The organism is Prauserella halophila (assembly GCF_024171895.1).
GTDB classification, from domain to species: domain Bacteria; phylum Actinomycetota; class Actinomycetes; order Mycobacteriales; family Pseudonocardiaceae; genus Prauserella; species Prauserella halophila.
On record NZ_JAMTCQ010000012.1, the window covers coordinates 1 to 18,311 of the forward strand.

General features: G+C 70.2%; 14 protein-coding genes, 1 tRNA gene and 1 pseudogene. 8 read left to right on the top strand and 8 right to left on the bottom strand.

Annotated features, from left to right (window positions below):
• Positions 1–206: helix-turn-helix domain-containing protein (locus LY41_RS17180; protein ID WP_253865076.1), on the bottom strand; the 206-nt coding region annotated here is incomplete at its 3' end.
• Positions 207–505: 299 nt separating this feature from the next.
• Between LY41_RS17180 and LY41_RS17185 the strand changes: the two genes are divergently transcribed.
• The gene (locus tag LY41_RS17185; protein WP_253865077.1) at positions 506–1,144 is read left to right on the top strand and encodes an aminodeoxychorismate/anthranilate synthase component II; all 639 of its coding nucleotides are present in this window, start codon (positions 506–508) and stop codon (positions 1,142–1,144) included.
• Positions 1,145–1,249: 105 nt separating this feature from the next.
• Here LY41_RS17185 and pknB read toward each other — a convergent pair whose 3' ends face one another.
• From pknB to LY41_RS17220, 7 genes are all read right to left on the bottom strand, one after another.
• On the bottom strand, positions 1,250–3,241 hold the full coding sequence (gene pknB / locus LY41_RS17190) for a Stk1 family PASTA domain-containing Ser/Thr kinase (protein ID WP_253865078.1): 1,992 nt from the start codon (positions 3,239–3,241) through the stop codon (positions 1,250–1,252).
• Positions 3,238–4,668, bottom strand: coding sequence for a serine/threonine-protein kinase (locus LY41_RS17195; RefSeq protein WP_253865079.1), 1,431 nt, complete (start codon positions 4,666–4,668; stop codon positions 3,238–3,240). Before LY41_RS17195 ends, pknB begins: the two co-directional genes overlap by 4 nt.
• A complete protein-coding gene (locus tag LY41_RS17200; protein ID WP_253865080.1) occupies positions 4,669–6,138 on the bottom strand; it encodes a peptidoglycan D,D-transpeptidase FtsI family protein in 1,470 nt (489 codons plus the stop codon). It lies immediately after the preceding gene.
• Positions 6,135–8,003, bottom strand: coding sequence for an FtsW/RodA/SpoVE family cell cycle protein (locus LY41_RS17205; RefSeq protein WP_253865081.1), 1,869 nt, complete (start codon positions 8,001–8,003; stop codon positions 6,135–6,137). The genes LY41_RS17200 and LY41_RS17205 overlap by 4 nt, the downstream gene beginning before the upstream one ends.
• Positions 8,003–9,445: a PP2C family protein-serine/threonine phosphatase gene (locus LY41_RS17210; protein ID WP_253865082.1), complete on the bottom strand. Its 1,443-nt coding sequence runs from the start codon at positions 9,443–9,445 to the stop codon at positions 8,003–8,005. The genes LY41_RS17205 and LY41_RS17210 overlap by 1 nt, the downstream gene beginning before the upstream one ends.
• Positions 9,442–9,921, bottom strand: coding sequence for an FHA domain-containing protein FhaB/FipA (locus LY41_RS17215; protein WP_253865083.1), 480 nt, complete (start codon positions 9,919–9,921; stop codon positions 9,442–9,444). The genes LY41_RS17210 and LY41_RS17215 overlap by 4 nt, the downstream gene beginning before the upstream one ends.
• A 163-nt stretch (positions 9,922–10,084) precedes the next feature.
• Positions 10,085–11,470 carry an FHA domain-containing protein gene (locus LY41_RS17220; RefSeq protein WP_253865084.1) on the bottom strand — a complete coding sequence of 462 codons (1,386 nt, stop codon included), beginning with the start codon at positions 11,468–11,470 and terminating at the stop codon, positions 10,085–10,087.
• Positions 11,471–11,605: 135 nt separating this feature from the next.
• Here LY41_RS17220 and LY41_RS17225 point away from each other — a divergent pair.
• The 7 genes and pseudogenes from LY41_RS17225 to LY41_RS17255 form a co-directional block, all read left to right on the top strand.
• A tRNA-Leu gene (locus LY41_RS17225) sits at positions 11,606–11,688 on the top strand.
• Between the two features lie 353 nt (positions 11,689–12,041).
• On the top strand, positions 12,042–13,091 hold the full coding sequence (locus tag LY41_RS17230) for a trans-sulfuration enzyme family protein (protein ID WP_253865085.1): 1,050 nt from the start codon (positions 12,042–12,044) through the stop codon (positions 13,089–13,091).
• A 79-nt stretch (positions 13,092–13,170) separates the two neighbouring features.
• The gene (locus tag LY41_RS17235; protein ID WP_253865086.1) at positions 13,171–14,706 is read left to right on the top strand and encodes an ABC transporter substrate-binding protein; all 1,536 of its coding nucleotides are present in this window, start codon (positions 13,171–13,173) and stop codon (positions 14,704–14,706) included.
• A 44-nt stretch (positions 14,707–14,750) separates the two neighbouring features.
• Positions 14,751–15,683, top strand: coding sequence for an ABC transporter permease (locus LY41_RS17240; protein ID WP_253865535.1), 933 nt, complete (start codon positions 14,751–14,753; stop codon positions 15,681–15,683).
• Positions 15,683–16,492, top strand: a complete 810-nt coding sequence (locus LY41_RS17245; RefSeq protein ID WP_253865087.1) for an ABC transporter permease — start codon at positions 15,683–15,685, stop codon at positions 16,490–16,492. Before LY41_RS17240 ends, LY41_RS17245 begins: the two co-directional genes overlap by 1 nt.
• On the top strand, positions 16,489–17,364 hold the full coding sequence (locus LY41_RS17250; RefSeq protein ID WP_253865088.1) for an ATP-binding cassette domain-containing protein: 876 nt from the start codon (positions 16,489–16,491) through the stop codon (positions 17,362–17,364). Before LY41_RS17245 ends, LY41_RS17250 begins: the two co-directional genes overlap by 4 nt.
• Before the next feature lie 128 nt (positions 17,365–17,492).
• Positions 17,493–18,251 (top strand): annotated as a pseudogene (locus LY41_RS17255) (ABC transporter ATP-binding protein); the annotation flags it as partial.
• Positions 18,252–18,311 lie beyond the last annotated feature (60 nt).

Below are 18,311 nucleotides of genomic sequence, written 5' to 3' on the forward strand. Positions count from 1 at the left end.
AACCGACCACGCTTGACCCGTCGGATTCCCCGATCCCAGTCCCGGGCCGTCCGCACGTGCACTCCCACACGTTCGGCCGCGACTTTCCTGGTCACACCCTCATCCCGCAACGCCAAGAACTCGGCCTTGCGAGGATCGGCAGCCCGCTTCGACCAGAACCCCGCCGCACGAGCCCACCCCTGCGCCGTCACGCGATCGATACCCACCGCACACGCCGCCAAACCCACACACTTGACCACGTCAAGCAGAGCCACAAACCTCTCACGCCGACCCACAACCGACACGATCGCCACAACCTCCCACAACTCAGGGTGTTGCAACCACCGCTAGAACCCGCCGCCCTTCGGGGCACTCGTGCCGTTCGACGACATTGGTGCGGTTCGACCGGATGAGGATTATGCGACGGGAAGTTTTGGGGCGTTGAGCGCCCCGAAGGTGCCCTTGGGGGCACGCTCGTACCGGTTCCGCGAGGGATGTTCCCGCGGTCGGCCGGTATCCTGAGGTCATGCGTGTACTGGTCGTCGACAACTACGACAGCTTCGTCTACAACCTCGTGCAGTACCTGGCACAGCTGGGTGCCGAGCCCGAGGTGTGGCGCAACGACGTCGTCGACCCCGACGCGGTGCCGCAGTTCGACGGCGTGCTCGTCTCGCCCGGCCCCGGCACACCCGAACGCGCAGGCCGCAGCATCGACGTGGTCAACCGGTGCGCCGCCGACGGTGTGCCGATGCTCGGCGTGTGCCTCGGCCACCAGGCCCTCGGCGTCGCCTGGGGCGCGACCGTCGACCGCGCCCCCGAGTTGCTGCACGGCAAGACCAGCCAGGTGCAGCACGGCGGCGTCGGCGTGCTGGCGAACCTGCCCGAACCGTTCACCGCCACGCGCTACCACTCGCTGACCGTGCTGCCCGAGACGATCCCCGACGTCTTCGAGGTCACCGGTCGCACCGAATCGGGCGTCGTCATGGGCATGCGCCACCGGGAGTTGCCCCTCGAAGGCGTGCAGTTCCACCCCGAGTCCGTGCTCACCCAGGGCGGCCATCGCATGCTCGCCAACTGGATGGCCGCCGCGGGCCACCCCGTCGCCCCCGCGACCGTCGACAGCCTCGAACAGGCCACCCGCGCCCTGCAGCACGCGGCCGCCTGACCCACCCCGCCGAGCCCGCACCCGACCGCACACACGAGAACGGCCGCGCCACCACGGAGGCGGCGCGGCCGTCACGGCTCATCGCTGGGCGGTCAGGGGTTGCCGTTACCGAGGCGGGTCGAAGATCCCGTCGTCGTCCTCCTCGGTGGACGACGGCGATTCGTCCTCCTCGGCACCGACGTACAGCGTCACCGGCTGGCCCTTCGTGATCGCCTCACCGGGTGCCGGGCTGCTGTTGGTGACCTTGTCGACGTTCTCCTCGTCGGCGCCGGGATCGGCGACCCGGCTCGGCTGGTCGCCCTGCCAGCCCGCGTCCTTGAGCGCCTGGACGGCGTCGTCCCACGACATACCGGTCAGGTCCGGCATGTCCATCTGCTGGTTTGCGCCGTTGGACACCGTCAGCTGGATCGTGTGGCCGCGTTCGAACTCGCCCGCGTTCGGCGTCTGGTTGATCACCGTGCCCTGGGGCTGTTCGCTGTCGGTGGTCGTGCGCGACACCGAGAAGCCGAGCTGCTCGAGCCGCGCCTTCGCCTCGGCGAACTTCTTGCCCTGCATGTTCTCGACCGTGATCTTCGCGGGCTCCTTGCCGACCGTGATCTTCACGCTCGTACCCGACTCGACCTCGTGATGCGCGGCAGGATTCTGCTTGATGACCGTGCCCACGGCCGACGAGTCGTCGACCTCTTCCTCCGCGATGTCCTGGTCGAGCGACAGCCCGGCGTCCTTCAGCGCCTGCTCGGCCGCACCCTGGTCCAGGCCCTGCAGGTCGGGCACCCGCACCTGCGACGGCTTGACGCCCACCTGCAGGGTCAGCTGCTCGTTGACGTCCACGCGCGTACCCGCCGCCGGGGACACCGCGAGCACCGTGCCCCGCTGATCCGGCGTGCACGCGTTCGGATCGTTCGGGTCGGCCTGATCGCGGCAGATGACCTCTTCTTGCTGCACATTGTCGAAGCCCGCGTTGCCCAGTCGTTCGGTCGCCACCGCGGTCTGCTGGCCGACGACGTCCGGCACGGCCCGTTCGGTCGCCGAGTTGCTGTCGAACACGCCGGCCAGCCAGGCGGCGAACGCCACGAGGCCCACGCCGAGCAGCACGAGCAGCGCGATGAGCCAGCCCTTCCTGCGCTTGCGGTCGTCCTCGTCGTCGTAGGCGGGGGCGTAGTCGGCGTCGTCGTAATCGTCGTCGGGGCCGCCCGAGGGCATGCCCATCACCTGCGTGCGCTCCTCGTCGGACATCACCATCGGCGCGGACGGCTGCTGCCCGGTGAGCGTGCGCACCAGGTCGGAGCGCATCTCCGCGGCCGACTGGTACCGGTTGTCGGCTCCCTTGGCCAGCGCCTTCAGCACCACCGCGTCGAGCTCGGGCGAAACCTCGGGGTTCATCGCCGACGGCGGTTTCGGGTCCTCCCGCACGTGCTGGTACGCCACCGCCACCGGCGAGTCACCGGTGAACGGCGGATCGCCCGTCACCAGCTCGTAGAGCACACAGCCCGCTGCGTAGACGTCGCTGCGGGCGTCGACCCGCTCACCGCGCGCCTGCTCCGGCGACAGGTACTGCGCCGTGCCGATGACCGCGGCCGTCTGCGTCATCGCGGCCTGCCCGTCGTGGACGGCGCGGGCGATGCCGAAGTCCATCACCTTGACCGCGCCGCCCCGCGTGATCATCACGTTCGCCGGTTTGACGTCGCGGTGCACGATGCCGTGGCGGTGCGAGAAGTCCAGCGCCGCCGACACGTCCGCCATGACCTCCATGGCCCGCTGCTCCGGCATCGGACCCTCGGTCTTGACGATGTCGCGCAGCGTCCTGCCCTCGACGTACTCCATGACGATGTAGGGCAGCGGGCCGTACTCGGTGTCGGCTTCGCCCGTGTCGTACACGGCGACGATGGCCGGGTGGTTCAGCGCGGCGGCGTTCTGCGCCTCGCGGCGGAACCGTTCCTGGAACTGCGGGTCGCGGGCCAGGTCGGCACGCAGGATCTTGACGGCCACCTCACGGCCGAGCCGCACGTCGTGGGCGTGGTGGACCTCGGACATGCCGCCGTACCCGAGCGTGTCGCCAAGCTCGTAGCGGTTGGAGAGCATTCTCGGTGCGCTCATTGCTCGGTGCCGTCCCACTTCGTCCACGGTGTGCCCGTCATGCCTTCTGCGTTCTCGTCAGGGTCCCCGACAGTCTTGTCGGAACCGGTTGTCGTTTCACCGGCGGTACTCACTCCGCCTGTGTCGATGACGCCGTCGCCCCCGATGTCGCCCGACGCCTGCGACCAGTTACCGCCGGTCGGCGGCGGCTGGTCCCCGACCCGGCCGGGAGTCGGGTCGGAATCCTGCCCGAGCAGCACGATCAGCAGCGTGGCGATGACGGCCACGACCAGGACGGCGGCCAAGGTGAGCAGTATCCACACCCCGCCGGGCCGCTGTCGTTGAGGCGCCCCCGGTGCGGCCACGCCCGGCGGCGTCATGCCGCCGTGGGACGTGCCCCCGTGACCCGCCATGACGCCGTTCTGGGCCGGTGAGACCGGCGACACCGGCTGCATCGAGGGGTGCGATCCCTGCCCCACGGTATTCGGCTGTGGCTGGTTCCCCGCCTGTCCGGGCGGTCCGGGAGGTGTGACCCGGCCGGCCTGCCCGGCCGCCTGACCACCCTGGACGGGGCCGGCGGCCGGGCCGTAACCCGCCATACCGGACGGCACCGGCAGCGGATGCCCCGCTTTCACCGCCGCGATCGCCGCGGCGAACTCGCCGCCCGCTGCGTAACGCTGGCGCGGATCCTTGAACAATGTGGCATCGATCACGGCGCGCGCCCCGGGTGGTACATCCGGCGGCAGCGGCGGCGGCACATCGCGGATGTGCATCATCGCCACCGTCACGGCGTTCTCCGACAGGAACGGCCTGCGCCCGGCGAGGCACTCGTACCCGCACACCGCGAGCGAGTAGACGTCGCTGCCCGGCTCGGCGTCCTGCCCGAGCGCCTGTTCGGGAGCGATGTAGTGGGCAGTGCCCATCACCATGCCGTTGCGCGTCACGGGCGCCGAATCCGCGGCCTTGGCGATGCCGAAGTCCGTCAGCTTCACCGCGCCCGCAGGCGTGACCATGATGTTGCCGGGTTTGACGTCGCGGTGCACCAGCCCGCGTTCGTGCGCGGCCTGCAGCGCGTGCCCCGCCTGTTCGAGGATGTCGAGCGTGCGCTCGGCCGTGATCCGGCCCTCCCGCTGCAGGATCCCGGCCAGCGGTTCGCCCTCGACCATCTCCATGACCAGGAACGCGATCGCCGACTCGCCCGCTTCGGTCTCGCCGTAGTCGTGCACCGCCGCGATGTTCTGATGGTTCAGCGACGCGGTCGTCTTCGCCTCCGCGCGGAACCGGTGCAGGAACTCGGCGTTGCCGGACAACTCGGCCTTGAGGATCTTCACCGCCACGGGGCGGTCCAGCCGCGTGTCACTGGCCTCCCACACCTCACCCATACCGCCGACGGCGATCTGGTTGGTGAGGCGGTAGCGCTCCGCGATCAGTTGCCCGGTCGACAGCATCTAGCCACCCCCGAGCCCTGCGGAGATGGTGGCCCTGGCGATCTCGGCGGCGACCGTGCCGCCGGTGGCTGCCAGTCCGTGGTTGCCGCCCGACTCGACGATCACCGCGACGGCGATCTCCGGGTCGTCGTGCGGAGCGAACGCCGTGTACCAGGCATGCGGCGGGGTGTTCTTCGGGTCGGAGCCGTGCTCGGCCGTGCCCGTCTTCGAGGCGATCTTCAGATCCGGATCCTTGCCACCGCCGCCGGTGTTCTCCTCGGACTGGATCATCATCTGCGTCAGCGCCTCGGCCGACTCGTCCGACATCGCCTCGTCGCCGGTCAGCTCCTCAGGGCTGATCGGCTCGATGGTCGACAGGTCCGGGGCCAACCGCGCCTTGACGAGGTTCGGCTTCATCGCCATGCCGTCGTTGGCGACCGTCGCCGCCATCAGCGCGTCCTGCAACGGTGTCAGTCGCACGTCCCGCTGGCCGATACCGCTCTGATACAGCGCCGCCTCGCTCTCGAGCTCGCCGAGGCCCGACGGCACGACACCCAGCGGGATCCGGAGGTCGTCCTGGCCGATACCGAAGTTCGCCGCCGTCGCGCGGAGCTTCTCGGCCCCGAGATTGCCGGCGATCTCGGCGAAGGCCGTGTTGCACGAGTACTTCAGCGCGGCCTCGAGCGTGCTGCCAGGGCAGGTCGCGCCGCCGTAGTTCTCCAGCTGGTTGTTCGTCTGCGGCAGCGTGACCTCGGAATCGGACGTGACCCCGGCGTCCGGCTCCATGCCGTCCTCGAGCGCGGCGGCCGTCGTGACGATCTTGAAGGTCGACCCGGGCGGATACGTTTCCCGCACGGCCCGGTTCAACATCGGGTTTTCCTCGGACTCGTTGTACTGCTTCCACGCCTTCTGCTGCTCGTCGCCGTCGTGGGAAGCCAGCCGGTTCGGATCGTACGACGGGGTCGACACCATGCCGAGGATGTCACCGGTCTTCGGGTTCATCGCGACGACCGATCCCGTGTAGCCGTTGTCGGTCATCGCCTGGTATGCAGCCTGCTGCACCGCGGGTTTGATCGTCAGCCGCACGTTGCCGCCACGCGGATCGCGTCCGGTGACCATGTCCGAGAGCCTGCGCACGAACAGCCGCGGATCGGACCCGTTGAGGAACTCGTCCTCGGCGTTCTCCATGCCGCCCGCGCCGTACATGATCGAGTAGTAGCCGGTCACGGGCGCGTACATCGGGCCCTTGCGGTAGGTGCGCAGGAAGTTGAAGTTGTCGTCCGACGGCTCGACGCCCGCGAGGACCTGACCCGCCTCGTCGGAGACGATCTTGCCGCGCTCGCGGGAGTACTCCTCGTACAGCACCCGCGAGTTCCGCGAATCGGACGCGTAGTCGTCACCGCGGATCACCTGGACGTACGTCGTGTTGACCAGCAGCAGCGTCAGCATCGCCAGCATGACCATGCCGACCTTGCGCAGGGGAGTGTTCACGTCGCGTCATCCCCCTTCGGCCGGTGCGGTTCCTCGTCGGTGCTGTCCTCGGTGGGCCAGGCGGGCTCGTCTACGGGCGCCGGTTGCTCCGCCGCTGCCTGCTGCGACTCCGGCGACTGGGGCGGTTGCTGCGGTTCCGCCTTCGGCCGGGGCGGCTGCTGAGCGGCCGGCGCATCCGCCTGCTGCTCCCCGGCCGGGTACACCGGTGGCTGCCCCTGGGCCGGCGTGACCGGTTGCTGCGCCTGTCCGGCCGGGTTCCGGCCCGGTGGGTGTTCCGGTGCCTGCTGCCCGTGCGCGTGTTGCCCCGGTGGTTGCCGGCCGTGCATGTGCTGGTCGGGTGCCTGCTGGCCCGCCGACCCCCGAGCCGCCGGCGCGTTGCTCTCCGACGCCGGCTGCGGCGGGCGCTGCACCATCACGGTGTTCGCCTCGGCGATCGGCGCCAGCGGTTTCTGCGGCGCCTCACCGCGTGGCTTCGACTGCTGCGGGCGGCGCGCCGTGTCGGAGATCCGCAGCAGCAGCGCCACGAGGATGTAGTTCGCCAGCAGCGACGACCCGCCCGCCGACAGGAACGGCGTGGTCACACCCGTCATGGGGATGAGCTTCGTGACGCCGCCGACGATGACGAACACCTGCATGACGATCGCGAACGACAGACCGCCGCCGAGCAGCTTGCCGAACGTGTCCCGCACCGCCAGCGCACTGCGCATCCCGCGCATCGCCAGCAACAGGTAGACCAGCAGCACCGCGGCGAGCCCGACGAAACCGATCTCCTCACCGAGCGCGGCGCTGATGAAATCGGTGTGCGCCTCGGGCACCATCTCCGGCCTGCCCGCGCCCAGCCCGGTGCCGAACACGCCGCCGGTGCCGAGTCCGAACAGGCCCTGCGCGATCTGATAACCGCCGCCGGGATCGTCGTAGGTGGCCAGCGGGTCGATCCAGTTGGTGACACGCTGCTGCACGTGGGTGAACAGCTGGTAGGCGAGGAACGCGCCCGCGAGGAACATGCTCAGGCCGACGACGACCCAGATCGCACGCTCGGTGGCGACGTACAACATCATCAGCGTGATGCCGAAGAACAGCAGCGCCGTGCCGAGGTCGCGCTCGAACACGAGGATGCCGAGGCAGACGACCGCGGCGATGATGATCGGCCCCAGGTCCCGCGCACGCGGCAGCTCGACGCCGATGACGCGTTTGCCCGCCGTCATGAACAGATCCCGCTTCGCGACGAGGAACGACGCGAAGAAGATCATCAGCAGGATCTTGGCGAACTCGCCGGGCTGGATCGAGAAGCCGGGTAGCTTCAGCCAGACCTTCGCGCCGTTGACCTCCGACAGCGACGCCGGAAGCATCGCGGGCAGCGCCAGCAGGATGAGCCCGCCCAGGCCCGCCGTGTAGGCGTAACTGGTGAGCGTGCGGTGGTCCTTGATGATCCGCAGCACCGCGAGGAACAGCGCCAGCGCCACCACCGTGAACAACACCTGCCGCGGCGCGCTGCCCGAGAACTCCTGTCCCAGTGAGCGCGCCCGTTCGGCTTCGGCGAGGTCGAGCCGGTAGATCGTCACCAGCCCGAGCCCGTTGAGCAGCGCCACGCACGGCAGGATCAGCGGATCCGCGTACGGCGCCCAGTACCGCACCGCCACGTGCGCCGCGCTGAAGATCGCCAGGTAGGCACCGCCGTACCAGAGGATCGACCAGGACAGCGTCTGCTCCTGATTGATCTGCACCAGCACGAAGGCCGTCGTGACGATGACCGCCGCGAACGCCAGCAGCATCAGCTCCGTGCCACGGCGTTTCGGCAGTTCACGTGGTGGGTTCGTGGTGTACTGCTGCCCGACCGCGCTCTGGTTGCCTGCGGCCGCGGACATCAGTTACCGCCCGAGCCGGGCGCCGGACGGCAGTCCACCCCCGGCTGCTGGTCCTGTCCCGCCTGCGCGTCGGCCTCGCCCGAAGTCGAGTCGTCCTGGTTCTGCTGGTCCTGCCCGGAGCCGTCGGAGCCGTCGTTCTGCTGCTGCTCGCCCTCGCCGATGCCGCCGATGACGCCGCCGCCCTGCGGCTGGTCCTGCTCGTCGTCGCAGATCTCCAGCATGTTGTTGCGGCGCAGCGTGTCGATGTACTCGCGCGCCGCGGACAGGTCGTCGCGCTTGACCGAGTTCGACACGGCCGAGCGTGCGTCCTGCTGCAGGTCCTGCAGGCGCAGCGGTTCGCACAGCGTCGAGGACGGGGGACAGGACCCCTCGGCCTCCTCGTGCAGGTCCAGACCGAGCACGCTGCCCGGCACGCCCTGGTAGATGACGACCTCGTCGTTCGAACCGACCCCCACGTAGTACTGGCTCATCACGAAGTACCGCGTCGTGATGGCCGCAGCCGCGAGCAGCACGATCGCCAGCCCGATGCCGACGAGCAGCCGGACGCGTTTGCGCCGCTTCGCCTTCGGATCCTCCGGCGGCGGGCCCGCGTCGGCCTGCTGCGCCTGCGAGGGCTGCTGTGGCGCAGTGAGCGCCCGTGCCCGGGCCGCAGGGGAGTCGCCCTGCGGCGCCTCGTCGGTGCCGTCTCCCGCGGCGCCGCCCACGATCGGGGCGTTCTCGCCGTAGTCGACGTCCACGACATCCGCGATGATCACCGTGACGTTGTCCGTGCCGCCGCCCTTGAGTGCCAGCTCGATCATCCGGTCCGCGCATTCCTGCGGGTCCGGGATCTGCATCGCCTCGGCGAGCGTCTCGTTGCTGACCATGCCGGACAGCCCGTCCGAGCAGAACAGGTACCGATCGCCGGCGCGCGCCTCACGCACCGTCAGGCTCGGCTCCACCTCACTGCCCGTCAGCGCCTTGAGTAGCAGCGAACGCTGCGGATGCGTCGCTGCCTCCTCCTCGGTGATCCGCCCCTGCTCGATCAGCTCGTTGACGAAGCTGTCGTCACGCGTGATCTGCGAGAACTGCCCACCTCGCAGCAGGTACGCCCGAGAATCGCCGACGTGGACCATGCCGAGTTTCGAGCCCGAGAACAGCGCGGCCGTGAGCGTCGTGCCCATGCCGTCGAGCTCGGGGTCGTTCGACACCAGTTCCGAGATGGCGTGGTTGCCCTGGATGGTGGCGTCACGGAGCTGGCTGACCAGGTCGTCGCCGGGTTCGTCGTCGTCGAGCGGAGCCAACGACGCGATGACGACCTTGCTGGCCACCTCACCGGCGGCGTGGCCGCCCATACCGTCGGCCAGCGCCAGCAGGCGTGGGCCGGCATATACCGAGTCCTGGTTGTTGGATCGCACCAGGCCGCGGTCACTGCGTGCCGCGTAGCGAAGGACGAGAGTCATGGGCGAAGCTCGATCACCGTCTTGCCGATCCGGATGGGGACGCCGAGCGGGACTCGGAGGGGTGCAGTGACCTTAGCCCGATCGAGGTAGGTGCCGTTCGTCGAGCCCAGGTCTTCCACATACCACTCGTCTCCGCGCAGGGAGATACGAGCGTGGCGCGTCGACGCGTAGTCGTCGTCGAGCACCAGCGTGGAGTCGTCGGCACGGCCGATCAGGATCGGCTTGCCGTCGAGTGCGATACGCGTGCCGGACAAGGCGCCCTGCGTGACGACGAGCTGCCGCGGCATCTTCCCGCCACTGCGCCCGCCCGAACGTGGGCGCTTCTTGTCCTTGCCTCGGCGCAGACTGGGGAGATTCACCCGCAGACCGGACGCCGCGTAGAGGTCCGAACGCACCACGCGCAGCGCGGCGAACACGAACAGCCACAGCAGCAGCAGAAACCCTGCTCTGGTGAGTTGTACGACCAGCTCCGGCACGTGTTGTGTCAGCTCCCGCCTTTTCGCGCTCGCCCCACGGCGAACACGCCGCAGGCCCCCACATGGTCGCCATTATGCGTGACCAGCACGCGGCGTCCGTGCGGGATTGCCGAAAATCCGGGCTGGCGCTCCGCTGCCCGGGCCCGGCCGAACCCGGATCCGCTCAGCCCTGGGTCCGGAACACCAGCGACGAGTGACCCACACGGATCACGTCGCCGTCGGCCAGCTGCCAGGTCTGGACCGGCGTTCCGTTCACGGTCGAACCGTTCGTCGAGCCGATGTCGGCGAGCGTGGCGCTCTGGCCGTCCCAGGTGATCTCCAGGTGGCGACGCGAGACACCCGTGTCCGGGAGGCGGAAATCGGCCTCCTGTCCGCGGCCCACGACGTTGCTGCCCTGCTTCAGGGCGTAGTTCCGGTTGGAGCCGTCGTCGAGCTGCAGCGACGCCGTCAGCGGCCGCGGCGGGGCGCCGGCGGGTGCGCCGGGCGCGCCGGGTGCACCGGGGGCGCCGGGGGCGCCGAAACCGCCGGGCTGGCCGTAGCCGCCGGGCTGGCCGTACGGATCCTGCGCGGGCTGGCCGTACGGATCCGAGTGCGGGGGCGGAGCCTGCGCCGGGTAGCCGCCGGGAGGGCTCGGCGGAGCCCCGTAGCCCTGGTCGTAACCGGGCTGGCCGTACGGGTCCTGCGGTGGCTGGCCGTAACCCGGCTGGCCGTAGGGATCCTGCGGCGGCTGACCGTAACCGGGGTCGTAACCGCCGGGCTGGCCGTAGCCGGGCTGGCCGTACGGATCCTGCGGCGGCTGACCGTAGCCGGGCTGGCCGTACGGGTCCTGCGGTGGCTGGCCGTAACCCGGCTGGCCGTAGGGATCCTGCGGCGGCTGACCGTAACCGGGGTCGTAGCCCTGGCCGTACGGGTCGTAGCCGGGCTGGCCGTAGCCCTGGTCGTAACCCTGGCCGTACGGGTCGTACCCCGGCTGGCCGTAGCCCTGGTCGTAGCCCGGCTGGCCATACCCCTGGTCGTAGCCGGGCTGTCCCTGTCCGTATCCGTACTGGCCCTGGCCGTACGGGTCACCCTGGTCGTACTGGCCGTAGCCGCCGGGCTGGCTCATTGCTCGGTCTCCTGCGTCGCTGGTTCGTGCCGGCCGTGCTTGACCGTCGCCATCAAATGCAAATGCGGTGACGTCGGGATCAACGGTCGAGCGGGTCTTGAACTGTCCAGTATGCAGCGCTTCGTTGCGCTCTAGCGAAACTACGACGTCACCATAGGTGTCCCAACCGTGTTCGGACAGATGCTGTGAGACGGCATCCGCCAGCAATCCGGTGACCCGCTGCTCGTCGCCCGCCATCCGATCGTGATCTGCAGCACCCAAGGACACGATGTAGTGGTTCGGAGCGAGCCTGCGCCCGCCCGCGAGCTCACGAACGTTGTCCTCGCTTTCACGCTCCAGACTGCGCGCCACTTCCTCCGTGACGACGTTGCCGCCGAACATCCGGGCGAAGGTGTTGCCCACCAAGCTCTCGAGGCGCCGGTCAAAACGTTGCACACGACCCAATCCGGACACCCTCCTCCCTGGTGAACACCCCTCTGCCCATCGATCGTATCTGGGTTTGGCGGTCATGACACCGGGGCCGGTGAAAGCCTCCGGAACGGCCTGCTACGCTATTGGAGCTGCCGCAGAAAGGCACTCGCGCGAGTGGCGGAATGGCAGACGCGCACGGTTCAGGTCCGTGTGTCCGAAAGGACGTGTGGGTTCAACTCCCACCTCGCGCACTCGATCGAAGGCGCCCCATGCTTGTCGCTGGGGCGCCTTCGCTTTTTTCGATCATCGTCATGTTTCGTGGGGGCGAAGCCCCCACACCCCACCCGGGGCGCTCCCCGGACCCCCATCCGCCGGGGTCACGTAGGCGCCGTGCACCGCGTGTTCTGCACTCAGGACGTCGTGTTGTGCACTCCGGGGACCGTGTTGCGGATTCCAGGGCGCGTGTTGCAGGTTCCGGGGCAGGAGGGGGTGCGAGTCCGGATGGTGCAGGCGCCGGTGGCCGGTCACCGGAGTGCCGGCGGCTCGCCATCGCGTTGATCTCGTTGACGGGACGCGCACGGTGGGTACGGCTACGGTTGTCCGCGTGAACGATTCGTGGTCCGCGCGCACCCGCGCCATCCTCGCCGGCCGCCCCGACGCCGGTGACGGCAATCCAGCCAACGTCCCGCTCGTCCCGGCCAGCGCGCTCGGCCTCGAGTACTCCCGTGAGGTCGGCACTCCCACGTGGGCGGCGTTCGAAGAGGCCGTCGGCACTCTCGAAGGCGGCACCGCGACGGCGTACGCGTCCGGCATGGCCACCGTCACCGCCGTGCTCGACCTGCTGCCCGCGGGCGCGACGATCGCCGTTCCCCGCTACAGCTACGCCGGTACGCGCAGCGTGCTCGACCACGCCCAGCAGCAGGGCAAGCTGACCGTCCGGCGCATCGATCCCACCGACACCGACGCCTGGATCGCCGCGGCCGGTGAGGTCGACGTGCTGTGGCTCGAATCGCCGGCCAACCCGACGCTCGACGTCACCGACCTCGACGCGGTCCTCACCGCCGCCGCTTCCGCCGAGCGCACGCCACTGACCGTCGTCGACAACACGTTCGCCACGCCGCTCGGCCAGCAGCCCCTGGGCATGGGCGCCGACGTGGTGGTGCACAGCGTCACGAAGTTCATCGGCGGGCACAGCGACCTGCTCCTCGGCGTGGCCGTGACCGCACGCGACGACCTGTCGGCGTCACTGCGCGAGGCGCGCACGCGCACGGGTGCCACGCCCGGTGCGCTCGAGGCATGGCTGGCGCTGCGCGGGCTGCGCACGCTCGGGGTGCGGTTCGCCGCGGCGTCGACGACCGCGTCGCTGCTGGCCGGACGGCTCGCCGAACATCCGGCCGTCGTGCGGGTGCGGTACCCGGCAGCGGGCGCGATGGTGTCGTTCGACCTCGCCGACGGCGACGCCGCCGAACGCCTCTGCGCGAACCTGACGCTCATCCACAACGCGACCAGCCTCGGCGGGGTCGAGAGCACCCTCGAACGCCGCGCTCACCTGCCGGGGGACTCCCACGTGCCCGCCGGCCTGCTGCGGCTGAGCGTCGGCCTCGAAGACCCCGAGGACCTGTGGCGTGACCTGGCCGGTGCGCTGGACGGTTGACCCCTTGACCACCGGTCGGCGCGGTGCCAACGTCAGCCTGCTGATCGGGTTCTCCGAGGTGGCCGGGAGGCGGTGACGGATGGCGGCACGGCGGTCGGCGCTCTCGGCGTTGGCGTCCGCCGCGGTGTTGGCCGCGCCGCTCGCGCTGGCCGGCTGCACTGCGGGTTCGACGGCGATCGTGGCGGGCGGCCCGTCGACGCTGGCCGTGGGATTCACCGCAGAGCCGCAGAACTTCGACTTCACCACCACCGACGGCGCCGCGATTCCGCAGGCGCTGCTCTACAACGTCTACGAGACGCTGGTGAAGATCGACTCGGACGGTGAGATCACGGGCGGGCTCGCCGAATCGTGGGACGTCAGCGACGACCGGACGGTGTACGACTTCCACCTGCGCGACGACGCGACGTTCAGCAACGGCGAACCGTTCACCGCATCGGATGTCGAATTCTCCGTCGAACGGGTAAAGCAGGACTGGACCATCTCGCTGCAGTCCGGCATGGACGTCGTCGACCGGGTCGAGGTGGTCGGCGAGTACCACGCACGCGTCGTACTGAGCAGGCCCAGCAACTCGTGGTTGCGCGCCATGACCACCCGGATCGGTGCGATGTTCGACCCGAGCGGCGTGGCCGACCTGGCGAACGACCCCGTCGGCACCGGCCCGTACGACGTGGAGAGCAGGCGCCGCGGCGATGCGGTCGTGCTCACCCGCAACCCCGAGTACAGCCGCCCCGGCAGCCCCCGGCCCGAACCCGATTACCGCACGGTCGTGCTCAAGTACTACGCCGACGCGACGGCACTGAACAACGCGCTGCTCTCCGGCGGTATCGACGTCATCTCCGGCGTGACCGCACCCGATTCGGTTCCCCAGTTCGAGGCCGACAACCGGTTCCGGGTGCTGCAGGGCACGACGAACGGCGAGGTCGTGCTCGCCTACAACAACCGCCGCGCCCCGCTCGACGACGTCCGCGTGCGCAAAGCGCTGACGTACGCCGTCGACCGGAAGGCGCTGCTCGAGGCCGCGTGGGGCGGGCGCGGCGAGCTGATCGGCAGCATGGTGCCGCCCACCGACCCGTGGTTCGAGGACCTCTCCGGCGAGTACCCGTACGACCCGGACCGCGCCCGCAGGCTGTTACGCGAGGCGGGACACGAATCGCTGCGGCTGAACCTGCGGATCGCCAACCTGCCGTACGCCGTGTCGTCGGCCCAGGTCGTCGCCGCGCATCTGAAGAAGGTCGGCGTGACCGTCGACATCGAACCGCTCGACTTCCCCGCGGTGTGGCTGCAACAGGTGTTCACCGACGGCGACTACGACATGTCGATCGTCCAGCACGTCGAACCGCAGGACATCACGACGTTCGGCGACCCCGAGTTCTACTGGGGCTACGACAGCGAGCGGGTGCAGCGTCTGCTCACCGAGGCCGACACCGCCCCGCCCCGGGAGTACATCGCCGACATGCGCCGGGTCGCCAGGACGCTGTCCGACGACGCCGCCGCCAACTGGCTGTTCCTGTTCCCGAACATCGTCGTCGCGAAGAACGAGGTTCGCGGACTGCAGGCCAACCAGGTGAGCGAGTCGTTCGACCTCACCGGCCTCCGGCGGCAGGAGCCGTCGTGACGGTGGGTGAGCGCGTCGCGGCGGGAGCCAGTCCGGCGGTGGCGATCGCGCGCAGGCTCGTGATCTTCGTGGTGAGCGTGGGTGTCGCGTCGGTCGTGGTGTTCGCGTTCATGGCGGTGCTGCCGGGCGATCCGGCGCAGGTCGCGCTCGGGGTGAACGCGACGCCGGAGCTCGTCGAGCAGACGCGGCAGGAGTTCGGCCTCGACCGGCCACTGGTGACGCAGTATCTCGACTGGATGGGCGGCCTGCTGACCGGCGATTTCGGCACCTCGTACGTCACGAAGGAGGCGATCGGGCCGCAGCTGCTCGACCGGTTGGGCGTGACGCTGTGGCTGGTCGGCGCGGGGATGCTCGTCGCGCTGCTGCTCGCCGTGCCGACGGGGATCGTCGCCGCGGTGCGGCACCGTAAGCCGAGTGGCGTGATCGTGTCGGCGGCGTCGCAGGTGGGCGTGGCGGTGCCCGCGTTCCTGGCGGCGATCATCCTGGTGCAGGTGTTCGCGGTGCAGCTCGGCTGGCTGCCGTCGGGCGGGTGGACGCCGCCCGCCTACGACGTCGGCGCGTGGCTGAGCGGGCTGATCCTGCCCGCGGTGTCGCTGGGCCTGGTACAGGGTGCGGTGCTGACGCGGTACGTGCGTTCCGCGGTGCTCGACGTGCAGCGGGAGGACTTCCTGCGCACCGCGCGGGCCAAGGGGCTGCGGCCGTACCCGGCGCTGCTGCGGCACGGGTTGCGCAACGCGGCGGTCCCGGTGGTGACGGTCCTGGGACTGCAGCTGGCGACCCTGCTCGTCGGCGCCGTGGTGATCGAGCGGGTGTTCGTGCTCCCCGGTCTGGGCAGCATGCTGCTCGACGCCGTCGCGGCGCGGGACCTGCTGACGGTGCAGAGCGTCGTGCTGGTGCTCGTGGTGGGAGTGCTGCTGGTGAACTTCCTGGTCGACGTGCTGTACGCGGTTCTCGATCCCCGGTTGCGGAGGTCGTGATGCGCGGCAACCTCGTCGTCGGCGGAGCGCTCGTGGGCGTGGTCGTGGTGACGGCGCTCGTGTCGCTGCTGTGGACCCCGCTCGACCCGCAGGCCGTCGACGCGAGCGTGCGGTTGCTCGGGCCGACGTCGCAGCACCTGCTCGGCACCGACAAGTTCGGCCGCGACGTCCTCAGTCAGCTCATGGTCGGTGCGCAGACGACGCTGTACGTCGGGATCGTCGCCGTCGGGCTGGCCGCCGTGGCCGGGGTGCCGCTGGGCGTGCTGGCGGCGATGGGGCCGCGGTGGCTCGGCGAGCTGGTCCTGCGGACCAGTGACCTCGTGCTGGCGTTTCCCGCGCTGTTGCTGGCGATCATGCTCGCGGCGGTCTACGGCGCGAGCACGCTGACGGCGATGATCGCGATCGGGGTGGCGACCGTGCCTGCGTTCGCACGTGTCGCCCGGGCGGGCACGCTGCAGGTGCTCTCGCGGGAGTACACGCTCGCCGCGCGGGCCGGTGGGCGGTCGCGGTGGTGGATCGCGTGGCGCCACGTGCTGCCGAACGTCTCGGGCATGGTCGTGGTGCAGTCGTCGGTGTCGTTCGCGATGGCTGTGCTCGCCGAGGCGGCGCTGTCGTTCCTGGGGTTCGGCACCGCGCCGCCGACCCCGTCGTGGGGGCGGATGCTGCAGGAATCGCAGGAACTCCTGGCCGTCGACGCGCGGCTGGCGCTCGTCCCGGGCTTGGCGATCGCGGCGGTCGTGCTCGGCTTCAACCTGCTCGGCGACGGCCTCCGCGACCGGTTCGACCCCCACCTGGAGGCCCGCCGATGACGGAACGTGCCTGCCCCGAAGGGCACCTTGGGGGCGTTGAGCGCCCCGAAGGGGCCCTTGGGGGCGTCGACCGCCCCGATTCTTCCCCTGATCAAGGGCTGCACCGTGAACCCGAACGTGACGGTCTGCTCGCTGTCGACGGGCTGAGCATCACGCACGATGACGGGGAACTGGTGGACGACGTCTCGTTCCGTATCGCGCAGGGGGAGCGGGTCGGACTGATCGGCGCATCCGGATCGGGCAAGTCACTCACCGCGTCGGCGATCATGGGCCTGCTGCCGGACGGACTCGCGGCATCCGGATCGGTGACGCTGCGGGGACGGCAGCTCCTCGGTGCCCCGGAACGCGAGCTGTCCCGCCTGCGCGGCAAGGACCTCGGCATGGTGTTCCAGGAGCCGATGACCGCGCTCAACCCGGCGATGCGCATCGGCAGGCAGGTCGCCGAGGCGCTCACGATCCACGGCACGGCCCGTCGCAGAGCAGCCGACCGCGCCCGCGAACTGCTCGACCGCGTCGGCCTGCCGGAACGGACGGCGCGCGCCTACCCTCACGAACTCTCCGGCGGGCAGCGGCAGCGCGTGCTGCTCACCATCGCGCTCGCCAACGACCCCGCCCTGCTGATCTGCGACGAACCCACCACGGCGCTCGACGTGACGGTGCAGGCCCAGGTGCTCGACCTCGTCGCCGAAGGCGTGCGCGACCGCGGCACCTCCCTGCTTTTCATCACCCACGACCTCGCCGTCATCGCGTCGGTGTGCGAGCGCGTGCTGGTGTGCCGCGACGGTCGTCTCGTCGAGGAAGGCCCCGTCCGGGCGGTGCTGTCGGACCCCGAACACGACTACACCCGGCGACTCGTGGAGGCCGCACTGTGACGTCCACGCCCGACGGAGTTCCCGCCACGCCGGCGTCCGCGGCCCCCACACCGGACGCCGCTACGCCAGCCCCGGCCACGTCGGATGCTGCCACGCCCGCCCCGGCCACTCCGGACACCGCGGCACCGATCCTCGCGGTACGCGACCTCGAACGCACGTACCGCGGCGGGGTTCACGCGCTGCGCGGCGTATCGCTCGACGTGCCACGCGGCGGACGGTTCGGCATCGTCGGCGAATCCGGTTCCGGAAAGTCCACTCTGGTCAGACTGCTCGCCGCGCTCGACCGGCCGACCGCGGGCACGGTCACGTTCGACCGCCGGCGCATCGACGACCGCCGCGATCGTGACCTCGGGTTCCTGCGGCGACGGCTGCAGGTCGTGTTCCAGGATCCGATGGGATCGCTCGACCCGCGCATGCGTGTGCGCGACATCATCAGCGAACCGCTCGGCCGCACGCGCGGCCGTGACGAGCGGGTGGCCGAACTGCTCGAGGCAGTCGACCTGCCCGCCGACGCGGGCCTGCAGTATCCGCACCGGTTCTCCGGTGGGCAGCGCCAGCGCATCTCGATCGCCCGCGCGCTGGCACCGCAGCCGGAGGTGCTGATCGCCGACGAGGCCGTCAGCGCGCTCGACGTGCTGGTGCGCAAACAGATTCTGGACCTGCTCACCCGGCTCGTCGACGAGTACGCGCTGACACTCGTGTTCGTCTCGCACGACCTCGGTGTGGTGCGGAAGGTGTGCGACGAGGTCGCCGTGATGCGCCGGGGCGAGCTCGTCGAGCACGGGCCGGTCGACGACGTGTACGACGCGCCCCGCCACGACTACACCCGCGAGCTGATCGCCGCCGCCCCGACACTGCACGGGGCTCTGTCGCAGCCACAGCGGGGACGATCTTTCGGCGACGCGGCGCCGGTCGAACCACCCGGCCCGGAACCACCCGGCCCGGAA